General features: G+C 43.4%; 19 protein-coding genes. 15 read left to right on the top strand and 4 right to left on the bottom strand.

Annotated features, from left to right (window positions below):
- Positions 1–80: 80 nt before the first annotated feature.
- The 3 genes from phoB to brnQ all read left to right on the top strand — a co-directional run bounded on the left by phoB (position 81) and on the right by brnQ (position 3,816).
- Entirely contained in the window at positions 81–770 is a 690-nt protein-coding gene (phoB, locus tag AACQ83_RS20270; protein ID WP_112879375.1) for a phosphate regulon transcriptional regulator PhoB, read from the top strand.
- A gap of 23 nt (positions 771–793) precedes the next feature.
- Positions 794–2,134: a phosphate regulon sensor histidine kinase PhoR gene (gene phoR, locus AACQ83_RS20265; protein WP_112879374.1), complete on the top strand. Its 1,341-nt coding sequence runs from the start codon at positions 794–796 to the stop codon at positions 2,132–2,134.
- 350 nt (positions 2,135–2,484) lie between these two features.
- The gene (gene brnQ, locus AACQ83_RS20260; RefSeq protein WP_112879381.1) at positions 2,485–3,816 is read left to right on the top strand and encodes a branched-chain amino acid transport system II carrier protein; all 1,332 of its coding nucleotides are present in this window, start codon (positions 2,485–2,487) and stop codon (positions 3,814–3,816) included.
- A 130-nt stretch (positions 3,817–3,946) separates the two neighbouring features.
- On the opposite strand, the gene ggt is transcribed toward brnQ, so the two are convergent.
- From ggt to AACQ83_RS20245, 3 genes are all read right to left on the bottom strand, one after another.
- On the bottom strand, positions 3,947–5,707 hold the full coding sequence (gene ggt / locus AACQ83_RS20255; protein ID WP_112879373.1) for a gamma-glutamyltransferase: 1,761 nt from the start codon (positions 5,705–5,707) through the stop codon (positions 3,947–3,949).
- A 219-nt stretch (positions 5,708–5,926) separates the two neighbouring features.
- Positions 5,927–6,529: a peroxiredoxin C gene (locus AACQ83_RS20250; RefSeq protein ID WP_011148042.1), complete on the bottom strand. Its 603-nt coding sequence runs from the start codon at positions 6,527–6,529 to the stop codon at positions 5,927–5,929.
- Positions 6,530–7,278: 749 nt separating this feature from the next.
- Complete coding sequence (locus tag AACQ83_RS20245; RefSeq protein WP_112879372.1) at positions 7,279–7,875, bottom strand: acyl carrier protein phosphodiesterase; 597 nt, start codon at positions 7,873–7,875, stop codon at positions 7,279–7,281.
- Between the two features lie 104 nt (positions 7,876–7,979).
- On the opposite strand from AACQ83_RS20245, the gene queA reads away from it, so the two are divergent.
- The 12 genes from queA (at position 7,980) to AACQ83_RS20185 (ending at position 18,495) form a co-directional block, all read left to right on the top strand.
- Complete coding sequence (gene queA / locus AACQ83_RS20240) at positions 7,980–9,047, top strand: tRNA preQ1(34) S-adenosylmethionine ribosyltransferase-isomerase QueA (protein ID WP_112879371.1); 1,068 nt, start codon at positions 7,980–7,982, stop codon at positions 9,045–9,047.
- Positions 9,048–9,192: 145 nt separating this feature from the next.
- A complete protein-coding gene (tgt, locus tag AACQ83_RS20235; RefSeq protein ID WP_112879370.1) occupies positions 9,193–10,317 on the top strand; it encodes a tRNA guanosine(34) transglycosylase Tgt in 1,125 nt (374 codons plus the stop codon).
- A gap of 91 nt (positions 10,318–10,408) precedes the next feature.
- Positions 10,409–10,738, top strand: a complete 330-nt coding sequence (gene yajC / locus AACQ83_RS20230) for a preprotein translocase subunit YajC (RefSeq protein WP_011148038.1) — start codon at positions 10,409–10,411, stop codon at positions 10,736–10,738.
- A gap of 27 nt (positions 10,739–10,765) precedes the next feature.
- On the top strand, positions 10,766–12,613 hold the full coding sequence (gene secD, locus AACQ83_RS20225) for a protein translocase subunit SecD (protein ID WP_112879369.1): 1,848 nt from the start codon (positions 10,766–10,768) through the stop codon (positions 12,611–12,613).
- A 10-nt stretch (positions 12,614–12,623) separates the two neighbouring features.
- The gene (gene secF, locus AACQ83_RS20220; RefSeq protein ID WP_112879368.1) at positions 12,624–13,592 is read left to right on the top strand and encodes a protein translocase subunit SecF; all 969 of its coding nucleotides are present in this window, start codon (positions 12,624–12,626) and stop codon (positions 13,590–13,592) included.
- A gap of 115 nt (positions 13,593–13,707) precedes the next feature.
- Positions 13,708–14,157, top strand: coding sequence for a transcriptional regulator NrdR (gene nrdR / locus AACQ83_RS20215; protein WP_036775072.1), 450 nt, complete (start codon positions 13,708–13,710; stop codon positions 14,155–14,157).
- Positions 14,158–14,161: 4 nt separating this feature from the next.
- Entirely contained in the window at positions 14,162–15,271 is a 1,110-nt protein-coding gene (gene ribD, locus AACQ83_RS20210) for a bifunctional diaminohydroxyphosphoribosylaminopyrimidine deaminase/5-amino-6-(5-phosphoribosylamino)uracil reductase RibD (protein ID WP_192881054.1), read from the top strand.
- A gap of 126 nt (positions 15,272–15,397) precedes the next feature.
- Positions 15,398–15,868, top strand: coding sequence for a 6,7-dimethyl-8-ribityllumazine synthase (gene ribH, locus AACQ83_RS20205; RefSeq protein WP_112879367.1), 471 nt, complete (start codon positions 15,398–15,400; stop codon positions 15,866–15,868).
- A gap of 26 nt (positions 15,869–15,894) precedes the next feature.
- Positions 15,895–16,311 carry a transcription antitermination factor NusB gene (gene nusB, locus AACQ83_RS20200; protein WP_112879366.1) on the top strand — a complete coding sequence of 139 codons (417 nt, stop codon included), beginning with the start codon at positions 15,895–15,897 and terminating at the stop codon, positions 16,309–16,311.
- A 100-nt stretch (positions 16,312–16,411) separates the two neighbouring features.
- A complete protein-coding gene (gene thiL, locus AACQ83_RS20195; protein WP_112879365.1) occupies positions 16,412–17,401 on the top strand; it encodes a thiamine-phosphate kinase in 990 nt (329 codons plus the stop codon).
- Complete coding sequence (gene pgpA / locus AACQ83_RS20190) at positions 17,394–17,885, top strand: phosphatidylglycerophosphatase A (RefSeq protein ID WP_112879364.1); 492 nt, start codon at positions 17,394–17,396, stop codon at positions 17,883–17,885. The genes thiL and pgpA overlap by 8 nt, the downstream gene beginning before the upstream one ends.
- A gap of 337 nt (positions 17,886–18,222) precedes the next feature.
- Complete coding sequence (locus tag AACQ83_RS20185) at positions 18,223–18,495, top strand: type II toxin-antitoxin system RelB/DinJ family antitoxin (RefSeq protein ID WP_112879363.1); 273 nt, start codon at positions 18,223–18,225, stop codon at positions 18,493–18,495.
- A gap of 155 nt (positions 18,496–18,650) precedes the next feature.
- On the opposite strand, the gene AACQ83_RS20180 is transcribed toward AACQ83_RS20185, so the two are convergent.
- Positions 18,651–19,613 (bottom strand): Abi family protein, encoded by a 963-nt coding sequence (locus AACQ83_RS20180; RefSeq protein ID WP_112879362.1) that lies wholly within the window; start codon positions 19,611–19,613, stop codon positions 18,651–18,653.
- Positions 19,614–20,146 lie beyond the last annotated feature (533 nt).

The following is a 20,146-nucleotide window of genomic DNA, read 5'->3' as shown; positions in this document are numbered from 1 at the left end:
CATAAATTTGTCATAAAACTGACGCATAATGCTTTTTCAAACTAAGTAGCGTTTATCTCAATATATTAACGGGATTAATCATGGCAAGACGTATTCTGGTAGTTGAAGATGAAGCTCCGATTCGTGAGATGGTCTGTTTTGTTCTGGAAAAAAACGGGTATCAGCCGGTAGAAGCAGAGGATTATGATTCTGCGTTGGCATGTTTATCTGAACCATATCCTGATTTAGTGTTATTGGATTGGATGCTCCCCGGTGGTTCTGGTTTGCAGATAATTAAGCAGATGAAACGGAATAATAATATTCGCGATATTCCGGTGATGATGTTGACTGCCCGTGGTGAAGAGGAAGATCGGGTGCGTGGCCTCGAAGTTGGGGCAGATGACTATATCACTAAGCCTTTCTCTCCTAAAGAGCTGGTTGCCAGAGTTAAAGCGGTATTACGGCGTATTTCACCGATGGTCATGGAAGATATCATTGAAATGGATGGTTTGGTTTTGGATTCAACGTCCCATCGGGTGACCAGCCAGGATAAAGCACTGGATATGGGGCCGACGGAATTTAAATTACTGCACTTTTTTATGACTCACCCTGAGCGAGTCTATAGCCGTGAACAGTTGCTTAATTATGTTTGGGGAGCAAATGTTTATGTTGAAGATAGAACTGTTGATGTTCATATTCGCCGTTTACGTAAAGTATTAGAGATTGGCGGCCATGATAAAATGGTGCAGACCGTTCGTGGTACGGGCTATCGTTTTTCTACCCGTTACTAAGTCTACGCACCGGAGAATCTAATGTGTTAGAACGTTTATCTTGGAAAAAACTGGTTTCAGAACTGTTTCTCTTTTGTTTGCCTGCGGTAATTCTGTCGATATTTATTGGTCATTTGTCCTGGTGTTTATTTGTTTCGGTATTTTTGGTGCTGATATGGCATGGTTATAACTTGCTGAAACTTTCGAATTGGCTATGGTTGGATCGCAGTATGTTGCCACCGTCGGGGAGAGGAGGGTGGGAGCCAATTTTCTATGGTATTCACCAGATGCAGCAACGGAATCGAAAGCGGCGTCGTGAGCTGGCGCTGTTGATCAAACGGTTTCGTAGCGGGGCGGAATCATTACCCGATGCTATTGTGATGATGACAACGGAAGGTAATATTTTCTGGTGTAATCGTTTAGCACAACATTTACTCGGTTTTCGTTGGCCTGAAGACAACGGACAGCATATTTTTAATTTACTTCGCTACCCTGATTTTAGCCGATATATCCTTTCCAGGGATTTTTCGCGCCCTTTATCCATTGAATTAAATAATGGGTTCGCTGTTGAGTTCCGGGTGATGCCTTATTCTGAGGGGCAATTCTTAATGGTTGCCAGAGATGTGACTCAGAAGCGAACATTGGAAAATGCCCGTCGTGACTTTTTTGCCAATGTTAGTCATGAAATGCGTACCCCTCTAACCGTCTTGCAGGGTTATTTGGAAGTGATGCAGGATCAGGCAGAGGATAGTTCGCTAAATAAGAAAGCGCTGAATACGATGCAGGAGCAAACCCGGAGGCTGGACGGTTTGGTGAAACAATTGTTGCAACTGTCTAAAATTGAAGTCGCTCCCCAAATTGATATGAATAATGAAGTCGTTGATGTGCCTTTGATGCTTAAAGTATTGCGTCAGGAAGCCACTGCGCTAGGTAGTGAATGTTATAAGATTAATTTTGATATTGGTGAAGGCTTAAAAGTGTTCGGTAATGAAGAGCTGCTTCGCAGTGCAATGTCGAATTTGGTTTATAACGCGGTTAACCATACTCCTAAAGGGACTCAAATTGATGTCAGTTGGAAAAAGAATTCCCATGGTGCTGAATTTACAGTGAAAGATAATGGGCAAGGTATCAGCGCTGAACATCTACCTCGTTTGACCGAACGTTTTTATCGAGTAGATAAAGCGCGTTCCAGACAAACTGGAGGAAGTGGTCTCGGTCTTGCGATTGTTAAACATGCCTTACATCATCACCATTCTCATCTTAAAGTTTCCAGCGAAATAGGCAAAGGAACGATCTTTAGTTTTACTTTACCGGCAGGATTGATTGTACCTGTCAAAATAACCAGCAGAAGAGATAGGAATAGTTTGATTAACAGTAATAATTAATCTTCGTAATTGATTATTATTTTTTCAGGTTAAAAAAAACGCAAATCATATAGTGTTTATTCAATGATAGCTAACAGCAATCACTAGTTTTGAAAAAGAGTGCGGCATATACTTCTGCATTCTGGTTTATCTATTGCCTTCTGGCGCTATAAAAGTTTTACTTGTGGGCAGTTGTTGGCGATTCTATCTATCATGACCACTATAATCTGTCTTCAACAGATACCTGGTGAATATTATTTTGATAATAAATCGTTAAATTAGGGTTCAATATTGTCAATATGGGCTTAACTATTGATGATATTTATATTATTCAGGCCATTAAATATGGTAACAAAACATTAATAATCATTATGACACATCGTTTATCATCTAAGGATATTTGGGCATTAGGGTTTATGACTTTTGCTCTGTTTGTCGGGGCGGGAAATATTATTTTTCCCCCTATGGTGGGGTTACAATCAGGTGAATATGTTTGGCTAGCAGCATTAGGCTTTCTAGCGACGGCGGTTGGTTTACCCGTCATTACAATCATCGCATTGGCAAAAGTTGGCGGTGGTATTGAAGAGCTGAGTTCACCTATTGGTAGAGTTGCTGGTTTGCTGCTTGCGACAGTGTGTTATTTGGCTGTTGGTCCTTTATTCGCTATCCCACGGACCGCAACTGTCTCTTTTGAAGTAGGCATTGCCCCGCTTACCAGTAACGGTGAGTTACCCCTGTTTATCTACAGTCTTATTTATTTTGTGTTGGTAATTGCTGTTTCTCTTTACCCAGGCCGTTTGCTTGATACTGTCGGGCATGTGTTAGCGCCTATCAAGATGTTGGCGCTAGGTATACTTGGTGTTGCTGCTTTACTTTGGCCTGCCGGTGATTCAATTCCAGCGATTGATGTTTATCAGCAAATCCCATTCTCCAGTGGTTTCGTCAATGGTTACCTGACAATGGATACGCTGGGTGCGATGGTTTTTGGGATTGTCATCGTTAACGCAGCGCGTTCAAGAGGCGTTGCCGCATCTTCATTATTGACCCGTTATGCGATGTGGGCAGGTTTTATTGCCGGCTTTGGTCTGATACTGGTTTATCTATCGCTGTTCAAATTAGGCGCTGGTAGTGGATCGTTAGTGCCTCATGCAGAAAATGGTGCGGTCATTTTGCATGCCTATGTTCATCATACTTTTGGTGGTGTCGGCAGTATTTTCCTGGCTGTGTTGATTTTTGTCGCCTGTATGGTGACTGCGGTTGGATTAACTTGTGCATGTGCTGAGTTTTTTAGCCGTTATCTGCCCCTGTCTTATCGTTCACTGGTTTTGATCCTTGGAGGATTCTCCATGTTGACTTCTAACCTTGGTTTGAGTCATTTGATTAAGATTTCTATACCGGTACTGACAGCTATTTATCCACCTTGTATCGTTCTGATTGTGTTGAGTTTTACGCTGTGCTGGTGGCACAATTTTACCCGTATTTTAGCTCCGGTAATGTTAATTAGTCTGATGTTTGGTATTTTGGATGCGATTAAGTCATCTGAAGCACTGGTTTATTTGTTGCCAAATTGGGCAACACGTTTACCACTGGCGGATCAAGGGTTGGCTTGGTTAGCACCATCCCTGTTGGTTTTAGTTGTGGCTGGTATTTATGACCGCGTTTTAGGGCGCTCTGGTACCCGCGAGACTCAAATGCATCAGTGATGATGTTTGTTTCTCTGACTGTTTGCCATCGTCAGATGTTCAGGGAGAGTATGGGATGGGGTTCCTGAAAAAAGGATATCCCATCCCGATATTGCCTACACAGATTAGCTATTTTTTTAGTTGTTGGTCATTAGTAACCAATGGCTGCACCGGCCGGGCGTCGGACATCATTGGCGCCATAAAAATGGTTTTCACGCACTTGACCAGATACGGCTGCATCATTGCCGGAAGAATTAGCAGCAGCGTCAGCGGTTTTAGGTAAACCAACCATAATCACTTCAGCAGCGCCCCATGGTATCTGCTCCACCATTTTATATCCCATTTTTTCTAGTAAATTCAACGAGTCTTTAGAAATACCACGTTGTTCATAATAAACTTCATCGGGTAACCATTGGTGATGAATACGGGGGCTATTGACCGCTTCTTGAGGAGACATACCGTGATCAATAATGTTTAAGGCGGTTTGCAGGGTAATAGAGATAATACGGGAGCCGCCGGGTGAGCCCAGAACAAGGAATGTCTTATTGTCTTTTGTGACAAGTGTCGGGCTCATTGAGGATAATGGGCGCTTACCGGGGGCAATAGAGTTAGTCGCACCTTGAACGAGACCATAAAGATTCTTTTCACCAATTTTAGTGGTGAAATCATCCATCTCATCATTGAGGAAGAAACCTGTTCCGGGGGCGATGACGACAGCACCAAAAAGTCCATTGATAGTATAGGTAGTTGAAACTGCATTACCTTCTTTGTCGACAATGGAGTAGTGTGTGGTTTCTGGTTTCTCGTGGGGTCCAATACCCGGCTGAACATTCTCCGATAATGTTGCTTTACCTGGTTCTATTTTTTTACGTAAAGATTCAGCATAGTGTTTACTCAGTAAGCGATCGATTGGATTTTTAATAAATTCTGGATCACCAAGGTAAGTATTTCTGTCCATGTAGGCATGGCGCATGGCTTCTGTCAATGTGTGAATATAATTAGCCGAGTTGAATCCCATTTCTTTGAGGTTATAACCTTCCAAAATATTCAGAATTTCACACATGGTTACTCCGCCTGAACTCGGTGGCGGGGAAGAGATAAATTTATAACCGCGATAGTGACAGGTGACGGGGGTTGTTTCTGAAATTTTATAATTGGCAAAATCGGCTTCGGTAATAATGCCGCCGGATTTTTTAGCGGCTTCGGCGACCAGTTTAGGAATATTTCCGTGATAAAAAGCTTCTTGCCCTTTTTTAGCAATTAACTCTAACGTATTTGCCAGATCGGTTTGTATTAATCTATCTCCCGGTTGATAAGGAGAGCCATCTTTGCGTAGGAAGATACGAGCTGCTTCTGGATCTTTGCGGAAACGCTTGATTGTGGTGTCCAGAATATCGGTATCTGCACGGGTCAGTATAAAGCCTTCTCGTGCCAGCTTAATTGCAGGTGCCATGACTTGTTCACGGCTCAATTTGCCATATTTTTTTAGGGTGCTGTCTAACCCCATCACGGTTCCGGGCACACCGGCCGCTCGGTAGCCATATAAACTGGCTCCTTTAATAACATTACCTTCTTTATCCAGATACATATCGGCACTTGCTGCACTTGGCGCGGTTTCGCGGAAGTTAATAAAAGTATCGGTACCATCGGCTAAATGAATTGTCATAAAGCCACCACCACCGATATTGCCACAACATGGATTGACAACGGCTTGGGCATAGCCAACAGCAACCGCTGCATCAACCGCATTTCCACCCATTTTGAGGATATCCACACCAACTTGTGAAGCAAGATGTTGGGCTGAAACGACCATACCATTTTTGGCTTCAACAGCCGGTTCCGAAGCGGCATAAAGGTGGGACGAGACGAGCAGGGATATTATTGCCAGCGGTGTTTTCCATGTTTTCAACATATTGTAAGCTCCTGTCTTTTGGCGAGGTTATTTTTGTCGGTGTAATGACTTGTTTTATTTACACGGATTTTAATGTTAAACAATTGTAAATTTAATTGTAAGTGGTGATAGTTATCGGGAATAGGGGGTTTTTGTGCGCAAGGTGGCAAAACGAGGAATTTCAGTGAAAAAAAACCAGCCGGAATAATCGGCTGGCCTAATTATGGGTAATATCTAAGGTTATAGTTTAGCAGCGTTTTGAGATAGGTATTTAGCTACGCCATCTGGAGAAGCACTCATGCCCTCTTTACCTTTTTCCCATTGTGCAGGGCAGACATCGCCGTGCTCTTCATGGAATTGCAGTGCGTCAACCATACGCAGCATTTCGTCAATGTTACGGCCCAGAGGCAGATCGTTAACGACTTGATGACGAACTACGCCGTTTTTGTCGATCAGGAAAGAGCCGCGCAGAGCGACACCCGCTTCTGGGTGCTCAATGCCGTAGGATTTTTGAATCTCGCGTTTAGTATCAGCAACCATTGCATATTTAACTTCGCCAATACCACCTTGATCGACAGGAGTTTTACGCCATGCGTTGTGGACGAATTCAGAATCAAAAGAAACACCTATAACTTCAACACCGCGCTTTTTGAACTCTTCGTAGCGGTGGTCAAATGCGATCAGCTCAGAAGGGCATACGAAAGTAAAGTCCATCGGCCAGAAAAAGATAACGGCAGGTTTACCGTTCAGGTGTTTTTTCAGGTTGAAATTCCCAACTATTTCGCCGTTGCCGAGGACTGCTGCTGCTGTAAAGTCAGGGGCTTGACGAGTTACCAGAACCATGAGTTACTCCTGTAGTTTTACGAGGTTTATGTAAAAATTGGATATATAATAAAGAATTAGCGTACACCAATAAAGGATAAAATACTAATCTTTGCAATAGATTTTACCTATTAATACTTTATTTTTATTTTCTTTACCTTAATAAGATAGAGGATTTTGGTTGTATGAACTTTTTTGAATAATTGAGAGTAGCCGCGGTGTATCTATGACATCCTTAGCAAGAACCTCCGTAAATCCGTCATAAAGACGGTTGCGGCCTGAGAAGTGGGAAGCCTCGCCGTTTTTTACGGCGGGGAGCAGTCACTAGTGTCAGCAGTTATTCTTTTACTTTTTTAAGAAGTGGCAATGATAAAGCGCTGGCAGTAGCCTTTATGGTGAAATTTTTATTAAACGGCAAAGAGGCGGTCAGTAAGGTGGACTATAAACGCCGTGAGCCGCTTATTTGGTGGAGTAAAGATAAAACCCGCCGACTTAGAAGCTCAAATTCCGTTGATTCTGGCCGAATTGGATCGCCTGGGTCCCCCTGATGAAGATCTTTCCGAATGAAAGCTAGCGTTAAAAAATAATTTCCTACTATTCATCTTATTCCAGCCAAATGGCTGGCACGCTGGGAAAAAGGAATTCTGACTGTACCACCGGATATCAAGGATGAAAAAATCATTAAACATGCGAAAGTGCCGTATTGCCTGAATGATTTCTTTCTATCCGCATTTACGATTTATTCACAAGCATAGTTGTAATAATAACGCTTATTGAGGCGAACAATAAAAATCCTTATTTTCCGCTTTTTCCATCATATAAGGATAAAATTGCCAGAATAGTGCTTCAAAGTCAGCGTAATGTTGTTCTATATCCTGAAATGATCCAGATAAATCCGATAATCTGGGATGTCTTCGGGCCATGCCTTTTAATACATCTGCGATAAATGCAAGATCTGCATAACGGATCAGCCAGTTTTGCGGCCATAAAAACTCATTCAGTTCCTGAAATTTTTCGGGAGTGTAATAAAGATGAGGTTCAATCTGGTTGCGAGCATGGTGAATAAATGCCGGTAATGAGTAGGTGGGAACCAGTTTATCCCAATTCAAGGAGAGGAAGTGATCCCAGATAATATCTAAAGTGATCGGTGCAACCCGTCGATATGGAGCGCTGAATAAGTGACGGGCTTGAATAACCAATGGATGGGTATCTGTTAATACATCAACACGCCGATGCATACGAATACCTGCAACCACATCAGCGCTGTATTGTCCCTCTGGATTACCGCGCACAAAATCTGCCATCAGATTTCCTAGTAGGGAGCTGTCAGCCAGAGTAGCTAAATGAAGGTGAGCGAGAAAATTCATTTGGTGATTATAATATAAATCCGCGAAGTTATGTGCTTATTTGTTGCACCCTTAGGGCCGCGGCACTAGACTAGTCCGCCTGTTTTTCTGAATGATTAAATATAATGCGTGTCTCCGATTTTACTTTTGAACTTCCTGACGAAATGATTGCTCATTACCCTCAACCGCAACGCAGTGGCTGCCGTTTGCTCTCGCTTGATGGTGAAACGGGGAAATTAACGCATGGTATTTTTACGGATGTTCTCGATAAGCTGAATGCCGGAGATTTGCTGGTTTTCAATAATACCCGCGTCATACCTGCGCGTATTTTCGGCCGAAAAGCCACGGGCGGTAAGTTGGAAGTGCTGGTTGAAAGGGTGCTGGATGATAAGCGGGTACTTGCACATGTGCGTGCTTCCAAAGCGCCAAAAGTGGGGACTGAATTGTTATTGGGTGACAATGAAAGTCTTAAAGCAACCATGTTGGCCCGCCATGATACCTTGTTCGAAATACGTTTTGATGATGAACGTGATGTGTTGTCCATTTTGGATGACATAGGTCATATGCCTTTGCCGCCTTATATTAATCGTCCTGATGAAGAGGCAGACCGTGAGTTGTACCAAACTGTATACAGCGAACGGCCCGGGGCGGTAGCTGCACCAACGGCCGGTCTTCATTTTGATGAGCCATTATTGGAAGCGCTGCGTAAAAAGGGCGTGGAAATGGTTTTTGTGACATTGCATGTTGGTGCGGGTACTTTCCAGCCTGTGCGGGTGGAGACCATTGAAGACCATATTATGCATGCTGAGTATGCAGAAGTGCCACAGGATGTGGTTGATGCTGTGCTGGCATGTAAGGCGCGAGGTAATAAAGTTGTTGCCGTTGGCACAACGTCAGTTCGATCGCTGGAAAGTGCCGCAAAAGCCTGTCAGGATGGGTTAATTGCGCCATTTTTTAATGACACGCAAATTTTTATCTATCCGGGTTTTGAATATCAGGTTGTGGACGCGTTGATTACTAATTTCCATTTACCGGAATCGACACTTATTATGCTGGTTTCTGCGTTTGCGGGTTATAAAAATACGATGAATGCTTATAAAGAGGCAGTTGCAGAAAAATATCGTTTCTTTAGTTATGGTGATGCTATGTTTATTCGTCGTAATCCCTTCGCTTGCAAGGAAAAGATTTCTTAATGTAATAATTATGGCATTGACTGGAATATATTGTTGAATTTGTTGAAAATAGGGTTATGTGAATATCTCAGCTCAACGGTAAATTTCAACTTTGTCTGGTTTTAAACAACAGCATCGGACTGTTTATCTGATGCTTGGAGGTTAAGTGAAATTTGAATTACAAACTACCGACGGTCAAGCCCGTCGTGGTCGTCTGATTTTTGAGCGTGGCGTGGTAGAAACGCCAGCATTTATGCCAGTTGGGACTTATGGCACAGTAAAAGGAATGACACCGGAAGAAGTGAAAGAAACCGGTGCGCAGATCCTGCTTGGCAATACTTTCCATCTGTGGCTACGCCCAGGGCAGGAAATCATGAAGCTTCATGGTGATTTGCATGGATTTATGCAGTGGCATGGTCCAATCTTGACGGATTCAGGCGGTTTTCAGGTATTCAGCCTTGGCGCAATGCGTAAAATCAAAGAGGAAGGGGTACATTTCCGTAACCCAATTAATGGTACGCCGGTTTTCCTCAGCCCAGAAAAATCGATGGAAATCCAGTATGACTTGGGTTCTGATATTGTCATGATTTTTGATGAATGTACGCCATATCCTGCTGATTGGGATTATGCGAAACGTTCGATGGAGATGTCCTTACGTTGGGCTGCCCGTAGTCGCAAGCGTTTTGATGAGCTACAGAATAAAAACGCTTTGTTTGGTATTATTCAGGGAAGCATTTATGAAGATTTACGTGACATCTCAGTAAAAGGTCTGGTAGAGATTGGTTTTGATGGATACGCTGTAGGTGGTCTGGCGGTAGGGGAGCCTAAAGAGGATATGCACCGCATTCTTGAACATGTCTGTCCGCAAATCCCGCAAGACAAACCGCGTTATCTGATGGGGGTAGGAAAACCAGAGGATTTGGTGGAGGGGGGTCGTCGCGGCATTGATATGTTCGATTGTGTGATGCCAACCCGTAATGCCCGTAATGGTCATCTTTTTGTGACCGATGGTGTGATTAAAATCCGTAATGCCAAACATAAAGAGGATACTTCTCCACTGGATGAGCAGTGTGACTGTTATACTTGCCGAAATTATAGTCGGGCATATTTGCATCATCTTGACCGTTGTAACGAAATTCTCGGTGCAAGGCTGAATACTATCCATAATTTGCGGTATTATCAGCGCCTGATGGCTAAGATCCGTCAAGCCATCGAGGAAGGTAATCTTGAACAGTTTGTTGAAGATTTTTATCAACGGATTGGTAAACCCGTTCCGGCATTAAGTATTTGACTTAAGTAGTGATTGACTGGTTTCAGTGTGTATAGCATATTGCGGCTGGTTTTTGATTACTATTGAATTTGATAACAATGAGGGAAGTTTAATGAGTATTATTTCTGAAGCAGCAGCATCTGCTGGCGCACCGGCTCAGGGAAGCCCATATTCTTTGATCATCATGCTGGTTGTTTTCGGCTTGATCTTCTATTTCATGATCCTGCGTCCACAACAGAAACGTACTAAAGAACACAGAAAGCTGATGGATTCTATTTCCAAAGGTGATGAGGTGATGACCAATGGTGGTTTGATTGGTCGTGTCACTAAAGTTTCTGACACGGGTTATATCGTTGTAGCACTGAATGACACTACTGAAGTAACCATTAAACGTGATTTCGTCGCTGCCGTTTTACCGAAAGGTACAATGAAGGCTCTGTAATTTCTGATTTTCCCGAAGGGAACTGCCGTGCTAAACCGTTATCCTTTGTGGAAGTATCTGATGCTGATCGCTGCGATCCTCATCGGTTTGCTTTATGCACTTCCCAACCTTTATGGTGAGGATCCGGCTGTACAAATCACTGGCGCGCGAGGCATTGCCGCCAGTGAGCAAACGCTGGTCCAAGTCCATAATGTTTTAGAAAAAAATCAAATCGCGAGTAAATCTATTGCGCTGGAAAATGGTGCGATTCTTGCTCGTTTCAATAATTCCGATATTCAGCTTCGTGCCCGTGAAGTATTGATGTCCACATTAGGCGATCAGTACGTGGTGGCATTGAACCTAGCACCAGCAACACCAACTTGGTTAAGTAAGGTTGGTGCCGAACCAATGAAACTAGGCCTTGATCTGCGAGGTGGGGTGCACTTCCTGATGGAAGTGGATATGGAAACCGCATTAGGCAAACTGCAAGAGCAGAATATTGATGGCTTGCGCACTGATTTGCGTGAAAAAGGCATTCCTTATTCCACTGCCCGTAAAATTGATAATTACGGTGTAGAAATCCGCTTCCGTGATGAAAAAGCGCGGTCTGAGGCGGAAAACTATCTTACTGGCCGCCACCGTGATTTAGTTTTCAGTATTGGAAGCAATAATACTCTGAAAGCGGTGATGAGTGATGAACGTCAGCGCGAAGCCCGATCTTATGCGGTGCAGCAGAACATTACCATTCTACGTAATCGTGTTAATCAACTGGGTGTGGCTGAACCATTGGTTCAGCGTCAGGGCGCTGACCGTATCGTGGTTGAATTACCGGGTATTCAGGATACTGCTCGTGCAAAAGAGATTCTTGGTGCGACAGCGACGTTGGAATTCCGTCTGGTCAATACCGGTATTGACTCTACCGCAGCTACATCAGGCCGTGTGCCAGGTGATTCTGAGGTGAAGAGTACCCGTGATGGTAATCCGGTTGTGTTATATAAGCGTGTTATTCTGACCGGTGATCATATTACAGATTCAACCCCTGGTACCGATGAATACGGTAGTCCAGAGGTGAGTATTTCACTGGACAGTGCTGGTGGCTCCGCGATGTCTAATTTCACCAAGGACAATGTTGGTAAGCCAATGGCGACATTGTTTGTGGAATATAAAGACAGCGGTAAGAAAGATGCTAATGGTCGGGCGGTGTTAGTTAAACATGAAGAAGTGATTAACATTGCTAATATTCAGACTCGTTTGGGGAACAATTTCCGTATCACGGGTCTTTCCAACGCAACCGAAGCGCGTCAGTTATCCTTATTGTTGCGTGCGGGTGCTCTGATTGCGCCGATTCAGATTGTAGAAGAGCGTACCATTGGGCCAACCCTTGGTCTGCAAAACATAGAACAAGGCTTAGAAGCTTGTCTGTGGGGCTTAATTGCATCAATTCTGTTTATGGTGATTTACTATCGCAAATTCGGTGTGATTGCGAGCAGTGCGTTGTTGGCTAACCTGGTGCTGATTGTTGGTATCATGTCTCTGTTACCAGGGGCGACGTTAACCATGCCGGGGATCGCGGGTATTGTGCTAACGCTGGCTGTGGCGGTTGATGCGAACGTGCTGATCAACGAACGTATTAAGGAAGAGTTGAGTAATGGCCGGACAGTACAACAAGCGATACATGAAGGTTATAAAGGGGCTTTCTCCAGTATTATTGATGCTAATTTGACCACGTTGATTACCGCGGTCATTCTTTATGCTGTTGGTACCGGGTCAATTAAGGGCTTTGCGATAACAACGTCAATTGGTGTCGCGACTTCTATGTTCACCGCTATTGTAGGTACTAGAGGGATCGTCAACCTGCTATACGGCGGTAAGCGTATTAAGAAGCTGTCAATTTAAGGAGCACGTTGTGGCACAGGATTATACTGTTGAACAATTGAACTATGGTCGCAGAGTCTATGACTTTATGCGCTGGGACAACGTTGCTTTCGGAATTTCGTTGCTACTGTTGGTAGCTTCTGTTTTTGTGATGGCAACCCGCGGGTTTAACTGGGGACTCGATTTTACCGGTGGTACGGTAATCGAAATCAAACTCAGTCAATCTGCTGATTTGGATAAGATGCGTGATAACCTGGCAAAAGCGGGTTTTGAAGATCCTCTGTTGCAAAATTTCGGTAGTAGCCGTGATGTAATGGTGCGTATGCCACCAGTTACGGGTGCGGCTAATGAGGAGCTGGGTAAAAAGGTTATTAAAGTCATTAATGACACCATTGATAAAGATGCGAGTGTCAATCGTATTGAAATTGTTGGGCCGAGTGTCGGGGCTGAGCTCGCCCAAGATGGTGCAATGGCGTTGCTGGCGGCGCTTATCTGTATCTTGATTTATGTTGGATTCCGTTTTGAATGGCGTTTAGCATTGGGTGCGGTTCTTGCGCTTGCCCATGATGTCATCATCACGCTAGGGGTTCTGTCATTGTTCCATATCGAGATTGATCTGACCATTGTGGCATCGCTGATGTCGGTTATTGGTTACTCATTGAATGACAGTATCGTGGTTTCTGACCGTATCCGTGAGAATTTCCGTAAGATCCGTCGTGGTACGTCGTATGAAATTATGAACGTCTCTCTGACGCAAACATTGAGCCGTACAATCATGACATCGGCAACAACTTTACTGGTGGTGCTGATGTTGTATATTTTCGGTGGCGCGATGTTGAAGGGCTTCTCACTAGCGATGTTAATTGGTGTTTCTATCGGTACGGTATCTTCTATCTATGTTGCTTCCGCTTTAGCGTTGAAACTGGGTATGAAGCGTGAACACATGATCCAGCAAAAGGTTGAGAAGGAAGGGGCTGATCAGCCATCTTTATTGCCTTAATTATTCTGCCTTGATGCTGTTCAAACACCCTGTGAGTATCCGGCTGACAGGGTGTTTTTTATTCAGATTAAGGATAAACTGTAAATTTAGTTCGGATTAACCATCAGGAAACGATATGCATTGCCCATTTTGTGCTGCTGTTGATACCAAAGTGATTGACTCTCGTTTGGTCGGGGATGGCTCGCAGGTGCGCCGGCGGCGCCAGTGTCTTGAGTGTCATGAACGATTCACCACTTTTGAAATGGCTGAGCTGGTTATGCCTAGAGTAATAAAAAGTGACGATATCCGAGAGCCGTTCGATGAAGAAAAATTGCGCCGTGGTATGCAAAAAGCACTGGAAAAGCGCCCGGTCAGTTCTGATGATGTAGAAATGGCGATTAGCTATATTAAATCTCAGTTACGTGCTACCGGTGAGCGGGAAGTTCCATCCAAAATGATTGGTAATCTGGTCATGGATGAATTGAAGAAGTTGGATAAAGTCGCCTATATCCGTTTTGCTTCTGTCTATCGCAGCTTTGAAGATATTCGTGAATTTGGCGAAGAGATTGCTAAATTACAAGGTTGAGCCAGTGAATAACGATAAAAAATATATGGCGCGCGCTTTGGAATTGGCGCGTCAAGGGCGCTTTACCACGCCACCTAATCCTAACGTTGGTTGTGTAATTGTGCGTGATGGACAAATTGTTGGGGAAGGTTTTCATTTACGTTCTGGTGAGCCACATGCGGAGGTTCACGCTTTACGGATAGCCGGAGATAAAGCTAAAGGCGCAACTGTTTATGTCACGCTTGAACCATGCAGCCATCACGGTAAAACACGGCCTTGTGCCGATGCGTTGATTGCAGCTGGCGTTAGCCGTGTGGTTGCGGCGATGCAGGATCCCAATCCACAGGTAGCAGGAAGGGGGCTTTATAAGTTGCAACAGGCTGGTATTGCAGTAGAACATGGACTGATGATGGAAGAAGCTGAATCTCTCAACCGGGGGTTTTTGAAGCGGATGCGTACCGGGTTTCCATATATTCAGTTGAAGATGGCTTCTTCTCTTGATGGCCGAACGGCATTAGCTTCTGGCGAAAGTAAATGGATTACATCACCTCAAGCTCGCGATGATGTACAAAAATTCCGTGCTCAATGTAGCGCGATTCTGAGTTCCAGTAGCACGGTTTTAGCTGATGATCCTCACTTGACAGTTCGTTGGCGTGAATTGGACGCAGAAACCCAGGCGGTTTATCCCGAGGAAAATCTTTGTCAACCGGTACGTGTTATTGTTGACAGTCAGAATCGTGTTGGCCCTCAGCATCAGGTCATACAGCAGCCTGGTTATTGTTGGCTGGCTCGCACTAAAGCAGATGAACATGACTTATCTGAAAATGTAGAACAGATACTGTTACCTGCTCATGGTATTGGGGTAGATTTGGTGTCATTGATGATGCAGTTGGGTAAGCGTCAGATCAACACAGTCTGGACTGAGTGTGGGGCATTGCTGGCGGGGGCATTGCTAACTTTAGGGTTGGTGGATGAATTGGTTCTTTATGTTGCGCCAAAAGTGCTAGGTGATACGGCTTGTGGTTTGTTCACTATTCCTGAACTCAAAAATCTGGCAGAGGCGCCGGAATTTGACATTTTTGATGTACAGCAGGTGGGGTCTGATCTTCGTCTGCGTCTGCGGCCTGTATACTGACTGAATATGTGAGTGTGGGTTGGTTTGCCTGTTTTTATGCTCTGTTGCTAAATCGGCAGGCGCAGCTAACGAAAGAATATGATAGAATCCGCCCCCCTGCGGATATGAACAGATGGAAGGAAGGCTATGAACGTAATCAAAGGTGGTGTTGCAGCTCCACAAGCTCGTGTGGCGATTGCCATTGCACGTTTTAACAACTTCATTAATGACAGTCTGTTAGGCGGAGCGGTGGATGCGCTTGAGCGTATCGGTCAGGTTGCCTCAGAGAATATCACTGTTGTCTGGGTTCCTGGTGCTTACGAGTTGCCATTGGCAGTGAAGACATTGGTCGAAACTCAAAAATATGACGCTGTTGTCGCGCTAGGTACAGTTATCCGTGGTGGTACCGCTCATTTTGAATACGTTGCTGGTGAATGCAGTTCTGGTCTGTCTAGTGTAGCGATGACTAGTGAAATTCCAGTAGCGTTTGGTGTTCTGACCACAGAAAGCATTGAACAGGCGATTGAGCGCGCTGGAACCAAAGCGGGTAATAAAGGTGCAGAAGCTGCATTAACCGCACTGGAAATGGTCAATGTAATTAATGCCATTAAAGGCTGATTTTAGTTTTAATTAAGGGGAATCTTGTGAAACCTGCTGCTCGTCGTCGTGCTCGTGAGTGCGCTGTTCAGGCTATATATTCATGGCAATTATCTGGCAATAGCATTGCTGATGTTGAATTACAGTTTCTGTCGGAGCAGGACGTCACTGGTGTTGACGTAACCTATTTTCGTGAATTGCTGTCAGGAGTAGCTGTAAATGCGGCTAAGCTGGATGCTTTGATGGCCCCTTATCTTTCCCGTCAGCTCGAAGAGTTAGGTCAGGTAGAAAAAGCCATTTTGCGTGTTGCTATGTTTGAACTAAGTTATCGTGATGATGTCCCTTATAAAGTGGCTATTAACGAAGCTATCGAATTGGCAAAAGTCTTCGGTGCTGAAGATAGCCATAAGTTCGTAAACGGGGTACTGGATAAATCTGGCCCGGCAGTACGCAGAAAAAGATAAGCTACTGCTTGTCGGGTTTTTCCCACCGTAGACGATGATTTGTAAGGCCGGGATACCGGCCTTATGTTCATGATCATCAGTAACTTTTTGGGATTCTATTATGGCATGTGGCGAATTTGACCTCATTGCGCGTTATTTTGATCGTCGGGAGATTAGCCGGCGTGATGTAAATCTAGGTATTGGTGATGATTGTGCACTGATGACACTAGCCGATAAACAACAATTGGCGGTTAGTACGGATACCTTGGTTTCAGGCGTACATTTTTTACCTGATATTTCCCCTGAAGATTTAGCTTACAAATCTCTTGCTGTGAATCTGAGCGATCTGGCCGCAGTCGGCGCTGATCCTGCTTGGCTTTCATTGGCGTTAACATTACCGGAAGTGGATGAACGCTGGCTGGGTGGTTTCAGTGATAGTCTGTTTGAACAGTTGCGTTATTATGGTATGCAGCTTATTGGTGGTGACACTACCCGCGGTCCGATGAGTCTGACGTTGACGATTCATGGTTTGGTTCCCGTAGGCAGGGCGTTACGGCGTACTAGCGCAAAAAATGGTGATTGGATTTATGTGAGTGGATCGTTGGGTGATAGTGCGGCGGGTTTGGCTCTGTTACAAAACCGTCTACAAATTTCTGATCCGATATCCCACAACTGGTTGGTTCAGCGTCATCTCAGGCCGCAACCTCGTATTTTACAAGGGCAAGCACTACGTGGCTTGGCAACATCAGCTATCGATTTGTCTGATGGTTTGATTTCCGATTTAGGTCACATTCTGAAAGCCAGCCGATGTGGAGCCAGAATAAATCTGGATGCGCTTCCTTACTCTGATGCAATGAAACAGTACGTTGAACCGCAACAAGCTTTGATGTGGGCTTTGAGTGGTGGGGAGGACTATGAGTTGTGTTTTACCGTCCCGGAGAGGAATCGTGGTGCGTTGGAAATTGCGTTAGCGCATACTGGTGCTGGTTTTAGCTGTGTTGGACAGATTATGGCGGAATCGGAGGGAGTTCGTTATTACAGCAATAATAAAGAGATTAAATTAGATCTAAAAGGGTTCGATCACTTTATTACCGAGGAAGCACATGGATAAGGCAAAGCGTCGTTTACGGATGAGTAATCCCTGGCATCTATTAGCGACAGGTTTTGGTAGTGGGCTGTCGCCGGTTGTGCCGGGAACAATGGGATCGGCGGCGGCTATTCCATTCTGGTTATTACTGATCCAGTTTCCGGAATGGATTTGCTGGTTGGTTATTATTGTCGGGATGTTTTTCGGCATAATGATTTGTCAGCGTACTTCTGATGATATGAAAGTTCATGACCACGGTAGTATTGTCTGGGATGAATTTATCGGTATGTGGATCACATTGATGGCAATTCCTGTGGTTAACTGGCAGTGGGTTTTGGCCGGTTTTATGGTGTTTCGTATTCTCGATATGTGGAAACCGTGGCCAATTCGCTGGTTTGATCGCTATGTTCATGGCGGATTAGGCATCATGTTAGATGATATTATCGCTGCTGTATTTTCTTTCGTGATTGTTTGGTTATTGGCGTTTTATCAGATTTTGACTTTTTGAGGTGTGGTGTATTGATTGTTAAGCCTATTGAGATTGGCGCTGAGTTTAGTCTTGAGCAGTATTGTTGTAGATGGAAGGTCTAATGAAATCACTGCAATTTCCGAACTCCTGAACAGATTGTCATTGAAAGGCAATATCTCAACTCTGGATTCTATCGGATGTCAGCACAGTATGGTGCAGAATATGATTGGTCAGTGGACAGACTGTATATTGTCCCTTAAAGGATGACTCATTTTTGCTTTATATCTCAGCATTTTCTTCATTTAGGCTAAGATTGCCTAATATCAAAATTAAGACCACGATAGTACTACAAAAGTCAGCATGTACGAGGTATTAAATGGGCACTGAAACTTATGTTCGCACACGTATAGACCCTGCAATTAAGCAAGAGGCAATCGACGTTTTAGCCGATATTGGGATTAAAATGTCTGACTTTTTACGCATTGCTGTAACGATGGTGGCCGAAGAAAAGGCGCTACCTTTCGAGATCAAGCAAATCCCTAACAGAGTTACTGTTGAGGCTATGAATGAGGCGAGAAGCTCAATGAGTGCGCGTTTTAACGATGTGGATGATTTAATTCACGACATCGAAAAAGACTGCGGCAAGTAAGCGTGCTAGCCAGCCGAAACTTAAAATTTCTACCGAAATATTGACGGGAGAAAGATCTGAATAAGATCTTTTTTCTTATTACTAATGTTCTTGTTATCAGTAGAATCATTGTAAATAAGTAATCCACCATCATCAGTTCTATTCTGGTTGGTTGATCACTCTATATCAAATAATGCTCGGGGGAATCCATCATTATTAGGTAGCCCCATTGCTGTTAAATTGCATCCGGGTAGTTCTGGCTTGCTATCTATTAAATCTGCTACAGTGGATATCCATTTTGAACTTGGGCCGATCTCTTTAATCAAGAACCATAATATAGCAATCATGCCGTACATTCTTTCATAGGAATCATCAGTTAATCCTAATTTATTAAAAAAAGGATGATTTGGTAGTGGCTTTAGTTTTGGTTCGTTAACTTTATTCCAAATCCGGGAGTGATGTGCGCATCGATTCCTAAGTACATTCATTGCACTTAGCCAGTTCTGTAATATTGGGCCATTTCCTGGGGGAATACCTAACCTAGCAAGAATATCATTCCTGTATTTATCTTTAAGCATAGCGTAATATTTCGACATTAGACCAAAGTCCCAAATTTCAATAACTACCCAAAATGGTATTCCTTTATATCGTCTTTCATGCCATTTGATAAAATCCTCTCGGCTTTTTGATATCTCTTTTGAATGTTTTTCTAGCCATTCATTTCTTGTGCTATTTCTACCATTTTTACGTAGTACTAGATGCTTTGGGTTGATAAATGAATCATCAAAATAGGCAAGAGGGCTATATTTGCCTATCTCATGAGCAATAACTGAACGGACAAAAACTTCTATGCGCTCTAAAGCATCTATTATTTGAAGCCCTAACCGTTTGTCGAATAGATAAAGATCATAAATTGCCTCAAATCTTACTCCGGGGCGAAAATTATCTGTGCGAATAGAGATATTATCAGTAGTATTACGAGGAATTCTGCATGGATACCAAAATCCTGACAATCGATAATAGCCAACTTGAGCTATTTTTCTAATAGCATGGTTACGATCAGTAATATTTATACCTCGAAATTGTAATAGATCGACTAGTTTGTCATATTCTTTATGAACTTTGACTGGTTCAGTCATGGTGTTGCAATTCTCATAGTTCGAATATAGGAAGGCCTAGCCATAACAATCATCTCATTAAGTAAGATTTAAGCCAGGGGGCCGGGCTCAGTTGTAGCTAATCTATACTAATTAAGAGATAAAAACAATGGTGTATTTATCGATTTTACCTATCAATGTTTGTCAATTTCTTGTATTTATCTGTAGTCATCCCTACTATATTTCAGAGGGATGAAAGAAGTATTGAGGAGAAGTTTTATATTGTAGCACTAACCTATGTACCGTATTGGAGTTCTTTATAATGTGATTGCGTGCTATATTGTTTTATAAAATACATTTTAGCTAATTGATAATCTGTTTTTTTACAGGCTCTGTTTTTGTTGTGTAAATATATTTACTCACAGAATTAAAGTGTTTATTTTACCTATTTACCTATTTACCTATTTACCTATTTACCTATTTACCTATTTACCTATTTACCTATTTACCTATTTACCTATTTACCTATTTACCTATTTACCTATTTACCTATTTACCTATTTACCTATTTACCT

Source organism: Photorhabdus sp. S10-54 (assembly GCF_963878145.1).
Taxonomy (GTDB): domain Bacteria; phylum Pseudomonadota; class Gammaproteobacteria; order Enterobacterales; family Enterobacteriaceae; genus Photorhabdus; species Photorhabdus kayaii.
The sequence above is the reverse complement of the archived record's forward strand: the minus strand, read 5'-3'. Positions and strand labels throughout refer to the sequence as shown.